Raw genomic sequence first — 20,868 nt, forward strand, 5'->3', positions numbered from 1 at the left:
TTGAAATTACAATTCTATGAGAAACAGAGTTCCAGAAGCAAAATTTTACGTTTCTGCCATTTTTTTGGCTTGCGTCCACGTCTTCTTCCTTCGGTCTCCGGACTTCCAGCTTCAGATTTCGTACTCTACTTTTATTCCGGAAGTACTATATACAATCCCGTAATTCCAGGCGTAAGCCGCTTTCCCTGCGCATGGACAGTGCCGGAAGCTTCTTCCGTCGATACTTCCGTCCACGTCAATACGTGGCAAACTCCCGTCCCCGACCTCTTCCAAAAACGCTCTCAGGTCTTTTCGACGCTTACAGGTTTTTGGGAATTCACAAAGCTTGCAGCTTGTAACTTGCGGGCTTAAAGCTTTGGACTTCGGACTCTGGTCTCCCGACTTCGATCTCCGGGTTTCAATCCTCCGATTTCTCCGAACCTACTCGATCCTCCCCAGCCTATATCCCATGCTAAGCCATAGCTTAAAAGGATTATAGTTATTCAATTCCCCTTTATAAGGTGGATCCCCCACATAATCTTCAAGCCCCTCTGCTTTCTTGGTATTAAAAAAAACGGGATCATAGGGCCTGAAATGCAACAACCGGTAATTTATCCCCGCATGAAACCTTCCAAACCGTATCCCGATTCCCGGATTCACTTCCAGGCCTTCCCATTCTGCTTCCCACTTTTGCTCCGATCGATCCCCGGTCGCTTCTACCTTCCGATGAAATGCGATGCCGTTTAATAAAAAGACATTGAGATAGGGGCTCCATTTTTCTCTTTTGGCTAAAGGGTAAAAATACAGGTTTACCGGTGTAGTAATCAAATCCGACCGATATGTCTTCATAGGAATGTATATTTCATTCAAACAATGTACGCCAAAACCCGTTGCACCGAAATAACACCGATTGAAACTGCGATCATATTGTACAAGGCGTTTTGAGTACCCAAGCCCCATATCCATCTCCCATCGTCGTGTTTCCCAGATTGTTTTATTCACCCCTACCGACCACTGGTACACCTTCTCTCCTTCATCAGCTACAGAGACGATACGGTCGTCAACCGACTCATACGCATAGGAAGCGGATAGGGTAAGATCTTCTAAAAAGGATTGTGAGCGGATAGAAGTAACCGACAACAAAATAAATGATATGATAAAAAGTGAATACATCTTTAGTCATTCTAATCCTATAATCGTTCAATTAGCTATTACAGAGTTTAATTTATTACATTCCCCACAAATCAAAGGTATCCGGATTTTAAAATAAGACGTAGCCAAACGGGTAAAGGTTGGTGGAATACCGTTATTTTTTCCCCTTTTCATTACGCAAATTCCTTAGCTATCCGGTCGATTGTTCCCTCTTCAAACATTGACTCTTGTTAAAGCGAAGAACTAGCAAACCAGAGTGTAAACCTTTTTTCCTATGCATAGCCCTGATGGTAAGCTTCTTCTGCCAAAATACCGCTTTACATCCAAGTCATTAATCTGGAAGAATTTTGCAGTTGGTAATGTCGAAAAGGAATGCTCCTTTACCATTTTTTTTTCTTCCGTCTTAGAAATACTGTACGCTTGTGGCTTGAAGTGTAGAGCTTTTGACTTACTTCTTCAATAATCGAACCACAGACTTCAATCTCCCCTTTCTTCCAAAGCAATAAAGTCGTCGTTCTTCTCTGAGGGGCCGGGGAACAGGTTTCCGCCTACCAGCTACAAACTTCTCCCCTCCTTTAAAATCTCCCTGTAATTAATACACACTTTATTCATCTTTTAATACCTTTGACGAAAACACGTAGATCATGAAAAACCTATTATTTATCTTAACACTATTTGTATTTTTTTCCTGTAATAATCAATCCGAATCCACTGAGGGAAGTGGCGATGCACCCGCTACTGTTGAATCTGCAGAAATGACTGCACCTGAATACAATTTGGAAAAGACCTCCCTCACCTGGACTGCTTTCAAAACACCTGAAAAAGTGGGCGTAAGCGGGACATTCGACGACATTACCCTGAATGGAAATCAATTTTCTATAGATGCCACATCCGTCAATAGCGGTGACGGGATCCGCGATCCTAAATTGGTTCAATTTTTCTTTGAAAAGATGTCCAATACTACAATATCCGGAAGTTATGGCGCTCCGGAAGGAAGTAAAATTCCCATCACCATATCCATGAACGGAGTAGAAAAATCATTTGACTTTGACTATGAAGTAAACGATACTGCGACCCTGGTATCCGGTACCATCGACATCGTAAGTGACTTTAGCGGAAATGCCGCTCTGGAAGCTATTAATGAAGCATGCAACGAACTTCATGCGGGCAAAACCTGGACTGATGTAGACATCAACATTGTCTCAATGAAATAATAGTCTGATATAAAATATAAAAACTCAACCTCCGATGAAAGTATTCGCCGGAGGTTTTTTTAATTCAAATACCTGTCAAACCACTCCACCCCGTCCCCATACACTTTCTCCACCGGAAGCTCCCTGTGCTTAGTGGGATACCAGATAATATCTTTAGGATTACGGGCTTTTTTATACAATAACTTACTCATGAGCGGTGGAATTACTTCGTCCTGCTCTGCATTAATCATCAAAAACGGCCTGGGCGCTATGTCTCTTACATAATTGATCGGATCAATGACACTTAGATAGTCTTTTACTTTCCCTGACAAAGCTTTCATACCAAACATTAAATTGATATTTCCACCTGCGATCGCAATGACCGGCACCTTCACTCTCTGATCTACCGCACAGAATATCGTGCCAATAATACCGCCTAAACTAATTCCGTAATATCCTATCCTTCCTTCATCCAGTTCAGGAATCGATTCAATAAAATCAACAAGTCGGCTTAAGTCAAAAACAGATTGTGTTATGATCTGCCGGGTCCTGTATTTTGTGTCACCTGTAAAGTCAAAATCAAATTCTTCTGTCACCCGCTCTCCGTGATTGGCCAGATCGATACTAACTACTGCATATCCATTTTCCAGGAATTGGCGCGTTCCCGCCTGTATATAATCTACTTCCTTGTGGTCGCCAAGGCCATGTTGCAAAATAATGACGGGATAACCCGGTTGCATGGGCTGAGACTCCGGGAGTGACAAAACGCCGTAGACTATTTCGCCATTTACACTTTTAAAAGTAAATCTTCTTTTCACAAAGTCACTTTCCATTTTCTCTGGTCCGATATCAGTCAATAAGGCCATGCTTTGATCGTATTTGTAAAACCCGTGTCCTGAAATAGACCTGACCGAACTGCATCCAGTAAAAAGTAGTAATAGCAATCCAAATGTTATAAAAATTCTCATAGTTCAATATTTATTTCTGTCCCCGCGCTTTCGAATTTGGACTCCTGGCTCTTGACTCCCTACTTACCCACAAAGTGATCCGTAAGGGACAATCTTTCCTCGCCATAGTTTCCGGTATATGTCAAGCTTAGCAATCCGTGGACTTCTGGCAAACTACGTATGACAAAGTAAACTACATACACCTGACATCCAACTATCTACTTGCGTCGCATCACTTCTGTCTTCCGACTTCCGGCTTCAGACTCTTCCCATCCATTTCTTCAAATAACTTTAACGACTCCCCGATCAAAATCTCTCCTGTCATTTCTCCCAGGCTTGTCCTTGTGATATATTCATACCTTTTGAAACTATTAAAATCTACTTTTGTCAGTATGTAACCAAAAGCGTCATTGGTCAATCCAAATAAAAAGGCATTCTCAACCCCCATTTTCCTTTTGAGATAATATCCGATATTGGGTAAAGCTTCCCCCGGAATGGTAAGTATGGCAGCATCTCCAAGATGAATATAGTTCATCTGCGTATTAACAAAATACTTTCCGTCTTTTTTCTCTCCGAAATCCGAGAAGTCCATCAACTGTTTCATTAATGGCGTTTCCACGGGAAAGGTAATCCTTTTAGTCAATATTTTTACATCAGGAGATTCTTGCGCCGGGACTTCATTTACTATTCGCAACGCTTCGTCGGCTAACAATTCACCAATTCTGCGACACTCCTTCCAGTCATTTTCTTCTTCACCATCGGGCCGACGATTGTCCGCCGTTACCATCCCCCCCTGGGCTCCATTCATAAATATTGCTATTCCCCCTGCTTTTTCCTCTATCCTATCGTATAACGGCCCACACAGATCCGGAGATAATACACCCCGGTCCGGACCAATCACTTCAGGGTGTATAGCATAATTCACCAATGTTCCTATCACATGATTGTCAGGTGATATTGCCTGTATTACCCCACATCTGGGATCATACAATTGAGGGGCATAATAGTTATAGGCTATTTGTCCTCTAGCCTCCCCTACCCCAATTTTCAAATTAGCTCTTTCACGATTAGCAAAAGCCTCCTCTACTGCTTCAGCTATTTTCAGGACACACTGCTTGAGGTATTCCGTATCAGCTGAAACATTTCCATTTTCATCAGGAAAGCCATATGCATCCGGCGCGCTATGGGTATGTGTAGCACCTATTAAAACATTTTCTCCCGGGATGCTACGAATAATGTCCCTTGCCTGATCACCGAGTAAAGCAGGCCACCCCAAATTGTCAATACCAACTATCGCAAATTTGTTTTGCCCCTTTTCAATCACCATAGCACGGACATACAAATCCCCACTTTTTTCTTCTACCGGTTTCGGCACACCAACGCCCCCTGAAACTGGCAATAATGGACTTGGCGTTATATTCTTTTTAGATACTCCAACATATAAATCCTGGGAAAAACAAATATTTCCACATAGCAAAAAACAGAGTATGATATAATACTTACGCATCATTATATGATTTTATCTTTTTTAGAAATAAAATTTGACTCAAGTTCAATTATAGCTAAATTTAGCATTAATATTCAAATATTTGACAAATAATTAAGCAAGTAATATGGCATCTTATAGATTGAAAGCAAATACGATAACTCTCTATTTAATAGCACTTTCGAGTTTACTATTTTTGGGAACCAGTTGTAAACCTTCTCCAGAACCTGCCGCTAAATCAGATCCGTTTTATTCCATTATCTTCCCTTTACAAGATGACCATGTTCACGGTCCTACCCTTGCAGAACTGCCAAATGGAGATATAATTACATCGTGGTTTCAAGGGTCAGGAGAAAGGTGGGCTGACGATGTACGAATCATGGGTGCACGACTTAATTCCGGAGACACTACATGGTCGCCCGTTTTTGAGATGGCAGACATAGAGGACTTCCCCGACATTAATCCAGTTCTCTTTTTAGATCCGGACGAAACTCTATGGTTGTTTTGGTATCCCGTATTGGCCAATCAATGGGAGACTTCGATCCCCATGTTTCGAAAAAGTATGGAATATTCAGGAACAGGAGCACCCGAATGGGACTGGCAGGATATTATATTGGCTAAACCGGGTGATAAAACAGAGCGGGGTATACAACCCGGTGATTCATTTGTAAAAGCGGTTGAAAACCAGTTGAACAACTATGAAACATACATGCGGGAACAGCTCTTAACTGAATATAGTGTTGAGGAAAAGGAAAGATTATGGGACTATTGGAACGAATACAGGATAAAAGTAGACAGCCTTGCAAAGGGTGAGAATATGAAGAGAAAAGGAAGAATTCCTAACTCAAATGGATATGAAAGTACAGAATTAGGGTATCCTATTACCCGAAGAATCGGTTGGCAAACAAAAAACAAACCAGTCATGACCGATGGCAAAATGATCCTTCCACTTTATTCGGATGGATTGGATGCCACGATATTTGCGATTTCAGAAGACAGAGGGGAGACCTGGAAATTTAGTAATCCAGTCATGGGTGGAGCAGGAATCCAGGCCACTATACTCAAAGAAGCCGAGGGTGGTTTGGCAGCTTACCTTCGCGATAATGGCCCGCCGCCCAAACGAATACAAAAGACAGTTTCAAAAGATGGCGGAATGACCTGGAGTATAGCCCGTGACACGGATATTCCCAACCCAGGATCGGGTTTTGACGGAGTTACACTGGATAATGGCGATTGGGTTTTGGTGTATAATGACACCGAAGAAGGCAGACACAATTTGACCATTGCCTTGTCTGAAGATGAAGGAGAAACCTGGTCTTATAAGAGAATTTTGGAAAACGATGAGCAGGGTCCCGATAAAGGGACTTCCAGTCATTACCCATCCATTATTCAAGGGAAAGACGGACGCATTCACGTCATTTATAGCTATCACTATAAAGATGGTACTACACCAGCCAAAACGATAAAATATGCTAATTTTTCAGCGAAGTGGATCAAGTCCTGAACCTATAAGCTTATTTTTAAATTATTTCCTAGCCTTCCTCATTATAACGGCTGGTACCGTATGCATCGGCCAAACCGTGCATATCGACACTCCGTTTTTACAGGAAACGCATAAAGGATTCGCAATAGGAGAATATAATCCCGATGCCAATGATGTCAGGCGGATCATTAGTGATCAAAATGAAAATATATGGATTGCTACAAAGAACGGTGTCTATAAGAAAAAAAACGGATACGATCATTGGGAATTAATAACGAGGGACCAGTTCCAGGGACCGGCATACGACCTCTGTATGGATGACTCAGGAACTTTATGGATGGCCTCATGGTGCGGATTATTATCTCTACGTCAGGATGAAATCCGGCATCATCCCCAAATAGAAGGTCCCGTGGGACGGATTTGGGTTCAACAAGATACAGTCATGGCCTTTGGTCCCAAAGGGTTCTGGATGATCCACCATTCAATGAATCATCGTCTGGATATTAATCTCGCAACCAGTGTAAGAAATATCGCCAGTGATCTCAATGGCAGAGGTTTATGGGTTTCTACGGATGTGGGACTCTACTGGGTTCTCAAAGAAAAAGCTATAAAGATCGATCCAAACTTGCTCCTAAGTGCCTACACCAAAAGTACCGAATACGACCCTTCGGGATCTTTGTGGGTAGGTGGATTAGGAGGCATTACGATTCTCAAAGATGGTATAAAAACGGGAACTATTTTACCCGACCAGGGTCTTCCTCATGCTGAAGTGACTTGTATCAGAAGGAATCCTGCTGACCAAACCATGTGGATAGGTACAAAGTACGGTATTTCCCGATTCAAAAATCATCAAAGCGGATATTCCGTCCTACTGGGGCGCAGATGGCTAATGGGAAATGAAGTACGCGATATTACTTTTGATTCCAGTGGAGATGCCTGGATTGCCACAAATCAAGGAGTCAGCAAAATTGAAAGACAACAAATCACCCTTGAAGAGAAAGCGGACTACTTCTACGACCGGTTGATCAAAAGGCATATACGGGCTCCCTGGATCGCTGCCAGAAATCACCTTAAGGTATCTGGAGATACCACGTCTTACAGATCCGATGACGATGACAATGACGGCGAATACACATCAAACTACCTTGCAATGGAATCCTTTCGATATGCAGTAACGGGTGACACCCTCTCTAAAATACGAGCACAAAAAGCGTTTCATTTTCTAAAACTGCTTCAGGAAGTCACCGGCACCAGCGGTTTTTTCGCACGGACAATTATTCCCGTAGAATGGGAAACTATGCACGACCCCAATACGATTTTTTCAGAAAAAGAAAAGGCGGAAATACTCATCCGGGATCCCCGTCGAAAATTCGTACCGGAGAGGTGGAGAATATCTGTCGACGGGAAATGGAGGTGGAAAGGAGATACCAGTAGTGATGAGATATGCGGGCATATGTTCGGCTATTTTTTTTATTATGAATTAGTAGCAGATCCCAGAGAAAAAGCCATCGTACGAAACCACGTAGCCAACATTTTGGATCACTTAATGGAAAACGATTTCAATCTGGTGGACCTGGACGGGCATCACACCCGATGGGGGGTCTGGTCTCCCCAAAAATTAAATGGAGATCCTAACTGGCAACCTGAAAAAGCTTTGAATTCATTGGAATTACTATCTTTTTTAAAATTCGGATACTACATTACTGGATTACAGAAGTATGAGGATGCGTATCTGAATCTGATAAAAGAACACAACTATCTGGATAATGCTGAAAAAATAAAAGATCCAGATCCTGCATTTCAAACCTATTTTGATATCTATCTTGCCGCCTATCTTTTTCCCGCTTTATTAAAAGAACAGAACCCCGAATTCAAAAAAATATATCTACGACACTTAGACCAATGGTTTACTGCAAACAAAGTTCATAAAAGTCCTATGGTTAATTTTCTTTTCAATTATTTGAAAGGTAATGATATCGAACTAAAAGCTTCTGTTGATTTTCTACAAAAAACTCCTTTGGATCTGGTAGATTGGCCTATAAATAATGGACTAAGGGAAGACCTTCCTATGAAAAGATTTCCGATATTGGAAGATTGGCAGGTTCCTCTGAGACCGGCCAATGAGATACGGACGATCAGATGGGACAAAAACCCTTACAGCGCCGTTGTTGGCAATCCTCATGAAGAATTTGAACCTGTATTCTGGTTATTGCCCTATTGGCTGGCAAGATATTGTGGTCTTATCAAGTAATTGAAAGTGGGACGGATTCAATCGACAAAATATAATTTTCCACCGATGCAATCAATATTTTTTTCCACACCTAAAAAGACCATTTATCCATAAGGCCACGCTTCACAGAAAGTGATTAATGGCCAGGAGAGGCACAGATGAATTGAGAACCATGTTGTGTACGTTATTCTTTTGGAAAAACTGGCTAACAACGGGCATTTTACCACCTACCGTCACAATGAGATCCGCATTATTTTCCAACATATACCATTCCATTCCTTTGGTAAAGTTATTTCCCTCGTGAAATGCAATGGAATGCTCTATATCCATAAATGCATCTTTAAGTTCGTAAAAATGATCTATGTTTTCCGACTTTAAATTCCTTTCATTAAAATCCGTGATCATCGTGACATGAAACTTATATTTCCTCGCTATATATACTAACGGATTAATTTCCTTCTTTTGGAACTTGTTTCTCATTTCTACGGGTAAAATCACCCTGGTAGGTTTCTTATATTTCACGTTTTTAGGAACATAAATAACCGGACAATTAACAATTTGGGCCCACTCCTTTTTATTAAAAACCCAATTAAAAATAGCGTTAATACGATTGGTTTCCTTCAATCCCATTATAATATAATCCACCGAATTTTCCCTACAATAGTCCAATACCACATTTGAAAGCCTCCCAAATCTACAGTGTATTTCAACTGTATAATTTTCCTCACTTTTATTGCCAAGACACTGGCTAAATTCATTTTCGAGCTCTTCTATCCTTTCAGAATCCCCTTCATCTCTTAAGGCCGAAACCATAAGCTCTGTAGGACGATTAGGAAGAGAATAAGCATTCAATAAAACGAACTTAACATCTTCGTCACCAAACATATCAATGGCATATTTTATCGAATTCCTGGATTTCTCTGAAAAATTGGTGGGAAGTAATATAGTTTTCATTTTGACATAATTTAATTCGGGGTTCATGGGTTCATGGCTAAGTCGAAATTTGATTTTTTTATTTATCAATTTAATGGTGTCAAAAAACGATAAGAATATCTTTCTGGCTTGAATAAAATCACCAGTTTATTAACAATCACATTATTATGTTCTACCTTTCAGATTACTCACAATTCTTCCTTATATTTTTATCCCCCCAAGAGTAGGAATGATAAAAAATCCCGGGCAAAACTTAAACTGGTGCTGGCGTATTAAGTCTAAGCCCAGGACGGAAACTATTTCATTCTGGAAACCAATGAATCCTAACTGGCTCCATTACCGTTTTTTATATCCGGTATATTTTTCATACTAAATTTAATCTGCTTTTCACGCGCTTCGATTTGAAAATTATGGATTACTTCAAGTGCATCGTGGTCAATAGATTTTGCTCTGGAACCGTCTAATTCCACCTCACTGTTAGAAGGTATCCCTTCCAATTTACTCAACAAACTAGCCTTGTTCAAAAAGGATACATGCTCACTTAATTGAATTCGTATCTGTTGTGATCCGTCTCCATTGGTCGAAGGGCCATGATCCAAATAATATGGTACCTTATAATTATCTCGCAGGATGTAAAACACCGCAACAGCCATACCGATTAAAATACCGACTAAAAGATCTGTAAATAGGATCGATACAACGGTAACAACAAACGGGATAAATTGCTCTTTACCCAAAGCCATTTGCGCTCTGTAAAGTGCAGGTTTTGTTAATTTGAAACCTACCATTATAAGAATAGCTGCAAGTGATGCTAATGGGATTAAGTTCATTATAGTAGGAACTGCAACGACTGCCAACAATAAGAAAATACCGTGAAAAACCGCTGACATTTTCGTCTTGGCACCGGCTCCCAGATTTGTAGAACTTCTCACAATTACGGAAGTAATAGGCAACCCTCCAATGAGACCCGAAACGATATTACCTACCCCTTGTGCTTTTAACTCAGTATTTTGGGGGGTCCTTCTTTTTTCAGGATCCATTTTATCGACGGCTTCGATACATAATAAAGTCTCTAAGCTAGCCACAATAGCTAATGTCATGGCCGTTACATACACATTCAGGTTCGTTAAAATCTGAAAATCAGGTAATCGTAATGCTTCGGACATTTCCGCCATACTACCGATAACAGGTATACTCACAAGGTGACTGGGGGAAATGGCTAATGAAGGATAAAATTGCTTAAAAAGTGAATTAATCACCACTCCCATAATTACTACTACTACGCCGCCGGGTATTTGTTTAAGAAATTTATTATTAGTAATAATAGGTCTGCTCCATACTATCAAAAACAAAAGAGAAAAGACCCCAATGATTAGGCTTCCGATCACCATATGATTAAATGAAGACAACACCGGAGCTAGCATATTTGCCCCATCGGCTTGTGTCATATTGGCTTCAGCAGTAAAAGCTTCCGTATCAAAACCTACCAGGTGTGGTAATTGTTTCATAATTAGGATCAGACCGATTGCGGCCAACATTCCTTTAATTACTGAGGACGGAAAATAAAGACCAATTACGCCTGCCTTCATAAAACCAAGAACCAATTGTATTACACCTGCCAAAACCACAGCTACTAAAAAGGCCTCATATGTTCCTAAAGTATCAACAGCATTAAGCACGATCACTACCAAACCGGCAGCCGGACCACTCACACTGAGATCTGATTTACTCAACAATCCAATAACAATACCACCAATGATACCGGAAATCAATCCCGATAACAGAGGCGCACCAGAAGCCAGGGCAATTCCCAAACACAGTGGGAGAGCCACTAGAAATACAACAATACTCGCTGGTATGTCGCGATTTAAATAGCTAAAATATTTACTCATAAGTATTAATTTTGAATCAAAAACCACATCCTGCTATCCCCAAACCACATAGGAGCAGGACATGGACACCAATAATGTATCTAAAGCGTATATTAAACCGTGGTCATTATTCTATTACGGACTTCCTAAATAGAAAGAGTTGATTAATTTCTACGCTTAAAATAGTTTCGCTACAAACCTACGATGGAGGTCTAAGAGAGATTTAAGAGGTGTATTAGAATGGAATTAGAATGATTTAACAGAATGTTAATCCTACAATCAGCGTACTTTTCATGAATAAAGAGGTAAGAAAATTTAAAATTTCAGCTAAGATTCTTTTTGATTGGGTAAGGATACCACTACCTCTGTACCCTGAAGTTCTTTTGAAAAAACTTCCATTCTTCCATTGTGTAATTTTATAATCCTTTGTGCCAAAGGGAGCCCTACACCAAACCCTCTAAAAGACCGGGCATTGGGAGCTCTATAAAACGGAACCGTAATATTATCCATACCTGACTCCGGGATCCCCACGCCCTGATCTTTGATAAAAACGTGGATCCCTTGTTTGGATGGTCTAAGTCGAATAATTACCTGTTCATTCATGGAAAATTTACACGCATTATCTAATATATTATTCAATGCCACTTGCAATAAATTTTCATTTCCCTGGATAATGAGGGGTTCTATTTCATCCGGCCATCCTGTAAAATCAAATACAACTTTGTTTTCAGGATGCATTATATCAATATTCATTTTTACATCCATCAACAATTCATCGATTCGCAAAGATTGAAAGTTCAGTTCAGCTTTATCGGAACCTGCTCTTGCCAGCTTCAATAAACTATTCACCAACAATTCAAGGCGCTCGGCTTCTTTTTGGACAATGATCAGAGCTTCTGTATATTCCTCCGGCTTACGTTCCTTTTGAAGGGTTATTTCAGTCATACCCAGTACCGCTGTAATAGGGTTTCGCAACTCATGAGAAGCATTATTGACAAAGTTATTCTGTATTTCAAATGAAGCTTGTAAACGATCGAGCATTCTATTGAAGGTATCTGCTAATTCCGAAAGTTCATCTTTTGAGTTATCCGTATCAAGCCTCAAGTGTAAATTAGATACACTTATGGAATTGGCCTTTTCAGCAATTTTGGAGATTGGTTGCAATACTTTACCTGAGTAATTGCTACCCATTAGATAAATAAATACAATTCCCAATAAAAATGAAACGATCAAAATCTTCCTGAGAAATATTAATTTTGTTTGCCCGTACACATCAATTGCAGAAACGACAACAATGAAATCTCCTTCTGATTCACTGTATAACTTACCACTATAATACTTCTCATTTATTTTCCATGAAGCTAGCCCTTCAAGGAATATTTTGTCAATAAACTTTTGGGGATATCCACTACTATTATCAACTAATAGAGTTTTTTCAGCGAGATTTACAGGGATTACTTCTTCGTTTTCTTCGGGCAAAATTTGTAGATGTTTTTTCAATACATCTTCATATAAATGAGACTGAATATCATCTTGTTCAAAAAACCACTCTGCTGCAATGTCAGTCCTGTTTTGCAACCGCTGATAAAATTCCTTTTCCTTGTAATGATCGACAAAATAATAGATCGATAGAAAAATTATTAATAAAAGAGAACCGGTCAAGGCTGTAAAAAGCCAGGTAATTTTATCATGTGTTTTCATGCAATAATTCTAATCCTTCATTATATAGCCCATACCTATCACGGTGTGAATAAGTTTTGACTGAAATTGTTTGTCAATTTTATTTCTCAAATAATTGACATATACATCAACCACATTAGTACCCATATCAAAATTAATATCCCAAACATTTTCAAGTAAATCAATTCGCGACAATACCTTTTTTTGATTTTTAATAAAGTATTCAAGTAACCGGTATTCTGTAGCTGTGAGTTTTATTTCTTTACCTTGTCTTTTTACGATTTTGGAATGTTGATCCAATTCAAGGTCTGCAATTTTCAGCACAGGCGTAGTGCTATCAGAGAGATTTTTTCTTCGTTGTAAAGCGCGTAATCGAGCGAGTAATTCTTTAAACTTAAACGGTTTTGTCAAATAATCATCAGCCCCTGCATCCAGCCCCTTTACTAAATTATCAGTCGTCCCTAATGCTGTCAGCATTAAGATAGGGACATCAGAAAAACCTCTTTTACGAACTTCCCCACAAATTTCCCAACCGTTTTTGCCGGGTAAAATAATATCTAGTATAATTTGGTCTATTTGATGCTGTCCAATTAATTCCAGTCCCATGTCTCCATCATAAGCAACTAAAACATCATATCCTTCTTCATTCAAACCCTTCTTAATAAACGTTGCTACGCTATGTTCATCTTCTATTAACAAAATTTTTTTCATAATCCATACAAAATTACCTCTACATTTCTTAAAGTTATATCACCTATCATTTAAAATTAAATTAAAATTGGATTTTACATCAATTTATTTATCAACTCCTCTTCGATTTGAATACATCTTTTACCTGTAATATTGGAGATCCATTTATGCGATATTTTCCTTGCTAACAGTAAAATATCCATATCCAATCTAATATTCTAATCTTATTTTCTGATTTTTTGCTGAAAAAATATTCAAGTGCTCTCTATTTTCCAACAATACACATTTAAATATTAAAATTAATATAAACTGGTATCCGGATAAGTGTCTACCCCATATAGAGTCGTATCTTGATATTTGGTATTTACCAGTCTTTATGCAACAGACTTTAGAGTATCGTAATAACAAATATCTATATATTTAGTAATTTCGGGTAACTCAGTTTTACTAAAGGAAACTATTAATAGGAGAAATGATTTTACATAATTTTTCGGTACCAGTACTACTTTCCACAGTTTTTGGAATGACACTTCTATCTTGTCAGAATAACAAGCCTGAGCCTATTTATCCCCAAAAAGAAGTACTTATTTCCCATTCCGAGTCAATAAAAACTGCTAACATTATTCAGGATGAAACAGCAACAGAAGTAGCAGATGGTCTGGAGTTGACCCTTTGGGCTTCAGACACGTTAGTAAAGGACCCAATAGCCATTGATGTCGATGAAAACGGAAGGGTATATTATACCCGGGCCATCAGACCCGGTCACTCTGAGTTTGACATTCGGGGACATCGCAATTGGATGACTGCATCCATTTCATTTGAGACTGTCGAAGACCGTCGAAAATTTCTTCGGGAAACATTTACAGATGGATCCGAAGAATCTGAAAAACATCTCAAAGATTTAAATAATGACGGAGTCCGGGATTGGAGGGACCTGACAGTTGAAAAAGAGCAGGTTTGGTTTGTAGAAGACGCCGACAATATCGGAGTAGCCAATCGAAGTCAATTGTTCATTGAAGATTTTCACGAAGAAATCACAGACGTTGCAAATGGGATAGCCATCCACGATGGAGAAGTGTTTATTTCGGTAGCCCCGGATGTATGGAAAACAAAAGATACCGATGAAGATGGCATTGCCGATCTGAAACAGTCCATAAGTCATGGATATGCTGTTCACATAGGATTTGGAGGACATGGCATGTCCGGAGTAACCATAGGTCCCGCCGGTAGATTGTGGTGGGGCATTGGAGATATTGGAGCCAATATTATTGATCAGGAAGGTAAGCAATGGAAATATCCTAATCAGGGAGTAATCGCTAGAAGCGAACCGGATGGAAGCAACTTTGAAATATTTGCAGCAGGCTTAAGAAATACTCATGAATTTGTATTCGACAAATACGGAAACCTTATTTCAGAAGATAACGACGGAGACCACAGAGGAGAACGTGAGAGGTTGGTATATTTGATCGATGGTTCGGATTCGGGATGGAGGATAAATTGGCAATTCGGAAAATATACTGATCCTAAAAACAATCAATACAAGGTATGGATGGATGAAAATATGCATCAACCACGCTGGGAAGGACAAGCAGCATATTTTCTTCCACCCATCACTAATTATGTCAATGGTCCAACCGGTCTGGCCTACAATCCAGGAACAGCATTAGGGGAAAAATGGTATGACCATTTTTTTATAGCAGAATTCAGAGGAACACCTGCCCGCTCCCCCTTACATGCTTTTACATTAAAACCCAAAGGAGCTTCTTTTGAATTAAGTAGTACCCAGGAAGTAGCGAAAGGTTTACTTCCTACCGGTATAGATTTTGGCCCGGATGGTGCATTGTATTTTTCTGATTGGATCGATGGCTGGGAACCCAATAATAAGGGTAGGATATGGAAACTGGACACCCACAATGCGGAAGAATCTGAAATCAGAAAGGAAACAAAGACCTTGATTCAATCAGATTTCTCACAAAAAGACCTCGATGAACTCGAGAACCTATTAGGTCACCAGGATATGAGGGTTCGCCAAAAGTCCCAATTCGAACTTGTAAAAAGAGGTGATGATGGATTCAACGTTTTCAACAGGTGCATCAGCCAAAGTGAATCACAAATAGCTAGGATTCATTCGATTTGGGGAATATCCCAATTTGCCAGGGTTGATAAAGATTTTGCAAGCGCACTCGTTCCATTATTAAGGGACAATGACCCGGAAATATGCGCCCAGGCAGCAAAAATGATTGGAGACGTACGTTATCCCAGAGCAGGTGATGTACTTATTTCGCTTCTCAAACATCCTAATATCAGGGTGCAATTTTTTGCGACAGAAGCCCTGGGTAGAACAATGAATAAAAAAGCCATTCAACCCATCCTGGATATGTTGGAGAAAAATAACGATGAAGACACCTGGCTGCGTCACTGTGGGGCAATCGCGTTGAGCAGGATCGGAGATCCCCAACCACTAGTAAATTTAGCACATCACGAATCTGAAGCACTGAGAATTGTTGCCGTTGTCGCTTTACGAAGAATGCAAAATTCAGGCGTCTCCCAATTTCTCGATGACCAGCAAGAATATATTGTTACAGAAGCAGCCAGAGCAATTAATGATGATTATTCTATAGAACAAAGCCTTCCTGACCTGGCTAATTTGCTCATTAAAAACCGATTCACCGATGAAGCCCTGGTAAGAAGAGCCATTAATGCAAATCTCAGGGTAGGCAAAGCAGACAATTTAAGAACTCTTACAAAATATACAACCAATAAAACAGCACCACCAGAAATGAGAGCAGAGGCGTTAGCTGCGTTAAGCACCTGGCATGAACCTTCTGTATTTGATCGCGTAGACGGCAGATACCGCGGACAAGTCTCGAGAGATGCACAGTTAGTCATAACTTCCCTTGCACCAATAATTAATAGTTTATTGACGGAAAAACACCCTTCTATTCAGGTGGAAGCGGCCAATGCTATAGCTGCATTGGAAATATCCAATGCTGAATCCAACCTAATAAAACTAATACAAGAAAGTCCAAATATTAATGTGCGGAAAGCTTCACTCAAAGCACTTAATAAAATCCATTCAAAACTGCTTAATAAAGCATTGGATATTGCCCTGGAAGATAAAAGCCCGGAAGTTCGATCCACGGCATTACAAATTTTGCCGGGATCAAATATATCAAATGAAAACTTTTCTCAACTATTTGAAAAAATCCTAGCTTCGGGAACCGTAGAAGAGAAACAAGCCGTATTGGCTTCCCTTAGCTCCATTTCAGGATTCAATGCTGAAAAAGTTCTCTCAAAACCCTTTGACCAATTAATATCAGGGAAAGCCCCTCCTGAAATTCAATTGGATATACTGCAAGCTGTCGAAAAATTAGATGCTCCAGCCCTTAATCAAAAATTAGAAACGTATTACAAATCAAAAGACAGTTCCAATGTAGTTAATTTATACCGGGAAGCGCTGGAAGGAGGGAATCCTCGAAGTGGGAGAAATATTTTTTATAATCACGAAGGTGCACAATGTATACGATGCCATGCTGTCTTTGAAGTGGGGGGAAATGTCGGTCCTGGTCTGGCTGGGATAGGTGATAAACTATCTCGTGTGGAACTGTTAGAATCTATCGTTGAACCAAGTAAACGAATTGCCCCTGGCTTTGGGAATTTGAGTGTCGTAACAGACAATGGAAATAAGATCAGTGGAATTTTAGTTGATGAGTCTGCGACGGAAGTGAAAATAAAGTCCGGTAATGAAAAAATAAAAACGGTCAAAAAAGAAGATATACAAGAAAGGGAAAACATGCCATCAGGAATGCCGGATATAACTTCGATCCTTTCCAAAAGTGAAATCCGCGACCTGGTCGCTTTTCTGGTAAATCTTAAAAGTGAAAAGGATTAATTGAAAAAGACCACTGGCTCCCTCAACACTTAAATGCATCACTCAATTATCGGCAAAATATTATCTATCTTTCCATGTTTACCCTCCATATAATTAGGAGAAATGTAATTTTGCGGCCCTAGTCTAGTAAATAGCTTCGTCTTTGCCAATTTGTAAATTACTTTCCAAATGTTAGTGTGATTGAGTTATTAATTGATATAGATTCAAAAGGGATAAGGGCAGCATTTTGTGCCATAAGGTCTTATTGCAAAGAAAATATAGGATGAACCGAAAATGATAAAAGGCAAACAAAATCAATAATTTGAATTTTCTAATGAGTACAGGGGAAAAAAAGCAAAAGATCATAATTTATCAGGTGTCTACTCGTGATATCTCCAGAAAGAGATCCCTGATGAATCTTCTCATATCCTGGAAGCCCCTGTCGTAATCGACTTTCAACTTAAATAACGTGAGTTCGACAGAGAAAATAAGAGCTCTGAAATGCCTGTCCTGACATGAAATTGTCGGGAAGCGAAATATACCTGACCCTGGGGCCAACCCAGGGTGGAAAACAAGGTAAAACATCGTTTCTGGCATTGATTTCCACAAAGTAATACCTCGTATGTTTGTGAGAAGGAAAAAAGGGAATAAAGAATTACATTTCAGTTTTATAAAAACGAGGAAAGAAAGCAGAGGGGAAGCAAAGATGCCTAGATAGCCAATGAGGGTATATCGAGCCAAAGATATTGCACCTATGTTTTTCTTCTCTTCGAGGACTTTGGATAGTATTAAAAGAATAGTACCAGGTGCCTATATCTAGTATTGGTTACGAGGAAAAAGGGTGAAGAAATTAGTAGCAAGCATTGATATTGCCAAAGAAGATTTTCAAGTGGTGTTGAAACAACGAGAGGAATCGGGTGCGGTGAAGATCAAAGAGAGGCGGAAATTCAAGAATACGGTTTTGGGACATAAGGCGCTTATGGAGTGGGTGCAAAAACGAGAAAAGGGAGCACAGCCTAGTATGTGATGGAAACGACGGGAGTGTATTATGAAGACCTAGCGTATTTTTGTATGAGTCGGAGCAGCAGGTCAGTGTGGTATTGGCTAATCAGGTGAAGTATTTTGCCCGGAGTTTAAACCTGCATTCGAAGACCGATGAGCTGGATGCGTCGATTATTGCGCAGTTGGGTATTGTACGTACGTTATCCATCTGGAGCCCCATGTTTTCGAACTATAAGGTGTTAAAAGCCTTGAACCGCAAAAGGCTGGGGATGATCAAACAAAAGAATCGGGCCCAAAACCAGTTACATGCCTTGAAATATGCGCATCAGACTCCGGCAACAGCAATGGACATTACCCGCCGCCGACAGATCGAGTTTTATGAGGACGCCATTGCCGAATTAGAGCAGGAAATAGATCGCCTGGTACGAGCCGATGAAACATTGAACGAAAAAGTGAACAAGGTAGCGACGATCAAAGGAGTAGGTCCAGCTACGGTACTGACCATTCTTTGTGAGACCAATGGGTTCCATTTGATCCGAAACATCCGGCAACTGGTCAGTTATGCGGGCCTGGTTATTGTATTCAATGAGTCCGGACAGAGCCAGGGCAAAACTGCTATTTCCAAGCGGGGCAATACCTATATCCGAGCCTGTTTGTATATGCCCGCTTTGTGTGCCAAACGGCATGAACAAAATTGGACGAGGGTATAGTAGAATTGGTAACCACACCAGAATCTTCTTTAATTGAAAATGAGTTTCACCTTGATGGAGTAGTTCAGGACCATAATTGGACTATGGACATAACCTATCCCGCCACGGATGCACCTGAAGGAGCGAATCTTAAAAACATTTACAAAACGGTCTGTAAAGCAAGAAGCGCCTCTTTTGTATTTGCACTTCCCAAAGAATATGAATTCAATATAAAGGAGTTCAAATATTTAAAGATGTCTGTTTATGCTCCTGAAAAATCCACCTATAAGGGTGCATACTCACCTTTCCAAAAACTTTGGCCTCGATTTATGAACAGCATGTGGTCTTTTGGTAGCAACAGTTCATTCGGACAACAGTATTGGGCCATTGATCCATTTGAAATACAGGATAATGAATTGCAAAAATGGACTGAGATTACGTTGGATTTGTCATCGGCACTTGACAAACATAATCGAGTAATAGTATTGAATATCGGAGGAGAACCCGGGATAGATCCTTGGGCTCCGGAAACTGAAATTGCCTATTATTTTGCCAATCTCAGATTTTCCAAAAAACCTTAATTCGGAAAAATTCTAAAATGTATAGCTAGATGACTGTTAATACCATTACTGTGGAAGGGTGGTTAACCCCTCACGATCAAGGATTAATATTGAATTTCCTTCAATATCAATAAGTTTTTCTGATTTGAAATCATACAATGTTCGAATCAGAGTTTCTTTGGCCGTGCCTGCCAATGATGCCAAATCTTCCCTTGATATCACAACTTGTGCATGGGCAGAATCATCCGTTACGCAGGCCATGATAATAGCTTTCGCTACTTTACTACGTACCGAGCCATATGCCATTTCCATTAAACGCTCATTCGATCTGATGTTCAATTGTAAAGACTTTTGTAGAAAGTAATATGTTAGTTTCGCATCAGATAAAATACCATCCAAAAATTCTTTTGTAGGAATCAAAGCGATCTTGGTATCTTCCATAGCCACCGTATCATGAAAATATGTTTGGTCACACAAAACCGATTCGTAACCAAATATTTCTCCCTCCGTTAATATCCGGTAAATCAACTCTTTGCCGTATTCATTGGTTTTGGCCATTTTAACCTTGCCTGATAATATTTTAAATACCCAATAGGGATTCCCCCCTATAGTATAGACTTTGTCCTTTTTCTGATATAATCGATTTTCCCTATTTAAAGATAATGCTGATAGAAAATTATTCAGCATTTCAGGAGAAATAAGCTGGCTACCGCTTCCTGTATTATTTTGCGAACTGGACTTCTTCAATCTTACTTCGATAGCATCCAGAAGTTCAGTATCATCAAAAGGTTTAGTGAGGTAATCATCGGCACCTAAGCCCATTCCTTTTCTATAGTCAATTTTTTCAGCTTTCGCTGTCAAAAAAATAAAAGGGATACCTGCTGTCAACTCATTCTTCATAAGAATTTTGAGCATACCAAAACCATCCAACTCCGGCATCATGACATCGCATAAGATTAGATCCGGATGGCACTCCTGTGCGAGGATTACTCCCTTTTTCCCATTAATCGCCGATATTACTTCAAAGCCATCTAATTCCAAAATCTCACAGATATTCTCACGCACGGCATCATTATCTTCAACAACTAAAATTTTCTTCATA

The 20,868-nt window shown here is 39.8% G+C and carries 15 protein-coding genes; 7 read left to right on the plus strand and 8 right to left on the minus strand.

What is annotated here, in order from left to right; translation table 11 throughout:
• Positions 1-351: hypothetical protein (locus tag LVD47_RS09335; RefSeq protein WP_236975488.1), on the plus strand; the 351-nt coding region annotated here is incomplete at its 5' end.
• A 69-nt stretch (positions 352-420) separates the two neighbouring features.
• Here the strand turns inward: LVD47_RS09335 and LVD47_RS09340 are convergent.
• Positions 421-1,152, minus strand: coding sequence for a hypothetical protein (locus LVD47_RS09340; RefSeq protein ID WP_236975490.1), 732 nt, complete (start codon positions 1,150-1,152; stop codon positions 421-423).
• Positions 1,153-1,775: 623 nt separating this feature from the next.
• Between LVD47_RS09340 and LVD47_RS09345 the strand changes: the two genes are divergently transcribed.
• Positions 1,776-2,345 carry a YceI family protein gene (locus tag LVD47_RS09345; RefSeq protein ID WP_236975492.1) on the plus strand — a complete coding sequence of 190 codons (570 nt, stop codon included), beginning with the start codon at positions 1,776-1,778 and terminating at the stop codon, positions 2,343-2,345.
• 59 nt (positions 2,346-2,404) lie between these two features.
• On the opposite strand, the gene LVD47_RS09350 is transcribed toward LVD47_RS09345, so the two are convergent.
• Positions 2,405-3,292, minus strand: coding sequence for an alpha/beta hydrolase (locus tag LVD47_RS09350; RefSeq protein WP_236975494.1), 888 nt, complete (start codon positions 3,290-3,292; stop codon positions 2,405-2,407).
• A 211-nt stretch (positions 3,293-3,503) separates the two neighbouring features.
• Positions 3,504-4,778, minus strand: a complete 1,275-nt coding sequence (locus LVD47_RS09355) for a hypothetical protein (RefSeq protein ID WP_439651998.1) — start codon at positions 4,776-4,778, stop codon at positions 3,504-3,506.
• 106 nt (positions 4,779-4,884) lie between these two features.
• Here LVD47_RS09355 and LVD47_RS09360 point away from each other — a divergent pair, with 106 nt between their 5' ends.
• Positions 4,885-6,261, plus strand: coding sequence for a sialidase family protein (locus LVD47_RS09360; protein WP_236975498.1), 1,377 nt, complete (start codon positions 4,885-4,887; stop codon positions 6,259-6,261).
• Positions 6,227-8,491: a ligand-binding sensor domain-containing protein gene (locus LVD47_RS09365; protein ID WP_236975500.1), complete on the plus strand. Its 2,265-nt coding sequence runs from the start codon at positions 6,227-6,229 to the stop codon at positions 8,489-8,491. Before LVD47_RS09360 ends, LVD47_RS09365 begins: the two co-directional genes overlap by 35 nt.
• Positions 8,492-8,593: 102 nt before the next feature.
• On the opposite strand, the gene LVD47_RS09370 is transcribed toward LVD47_RS09365, so the two are convergent.
• From LVD47_RS09370 to LVD47_RS09385, 4 genes are all read right to left on the minus strand, one after another.
• Complete coding sequence (locus LVD47_RS09370; protein WP_236975501.1) at positions 8,594-9,424, minus strand: universal stress protein; 831 nt, start codon at positions 9,422-9,424, stop codon at positions 8,594-8,596.
• A 302-nt stretch (positions 9,425-9,726) separates the two neighbouring features.
• On the minus strand, positions 9,727-11,295 hold the full coding sequence (locus LVD47_RS09375) for a SulP family inorganic anion transporter (protein ID WP_236975502.1): 1,569 nt from the start codon (positions 11,293-11,295) through the stop codon (positions 9,727-9,729).
• A gap of 306 nt (positions 11,296-11,601) precedes the next feature.
• Positions 11,602-12,975 carry a HAMP domain-containing sensor histidine kinase gene (locus LVD47_RS09380; RefSeq protein ID WP_236975503.1) on the minus strand — a complete coding sequence of 458 codons (1,374 nt, stop codon included), beginning with the start codon at positions 12,973-12,975 and terminating at the stop codon, positions 11,602-11,604.
• Between the two features lie 9 nt (positions 12,976-12,984).
• Positions 12,985-13,665 (minus strand): response regulator transcription factor, encoded by a 681-nt coding sequence (locus LVD47_RS09385; RefSeq protein WP_236975504.1) that lies wholly within the window; start codon positions 13,663-13,665, stop codon positions 12,985-12,987.
• Positions 13,666-14,167: 502 nt separating this feature from the next.
• Here LVD47_RS09385 and LVD47_RS09390 point away from each other — a divergent pair.
• From LVD47_RS09390 to LVD47_RS09400, 3 genes are all read left to right on the plus strand, one after another.
• Complete coding sequence (locus tag LVD47_RS09390) at positions 14,168-17,536, plus strand: HEAT repeat domain-containing protein (protein ID WP_236975505.1); 3,369 nt, start codon at positions 14,168-14,170, stop codon at positions 17,534-17,536.
• Between the two features lie 1,046 nt (positions 17,537-18,582).
• A complete protein-coding gene (locus LVD47_RS09395) occupies positions 18,583-19,227 on the plus strand; it encodes a transposase (protein ID WP_255785070.1) in 645 nt (214 codons plus the stop codon).
• Positions 19,212-19,787 (plus strand): hypothetical protein, encoded by a 576-nt coding sequence (locus LVD47_RS09400; protein WP_236975506.1) that lies wholly within the window; start codon positions 19,212-19,214, stop codon positions 19,785-19,787. The genes LVD47_RS09395 and LVD47_RS09400 overlap by 16 nt, the downstream gene beginning before the upstream one ends.
• A 45-nt stretch (positions 19,788-19,832) precedes the next feature.
• On the opposite strand, the gene LVD47_RS09405 is transcribed toward LVD47_RS09400, so the two are convergent.
• Positions 19,833-20,867 (minus strand): response regulator, encoded by a 1,035-nt coding sequence (locus LVD47_RS09405; protein ID WP_236975508.1) that lies wholly within the window; start codon positions 20,865-20,867, stop codon positions 19,833-19,835.
• Position 20,868: the final 1 nt, after the last annotated feature.

This window comes from Membranihabitans maritimus (assembly GCF_021729145.1).
GTDB lineage: Bacteria > Bacteroidota > Bacteroidia > Chitinophagales > Saprospiraceae > Membranihabitans > Membranihabitans maritimus.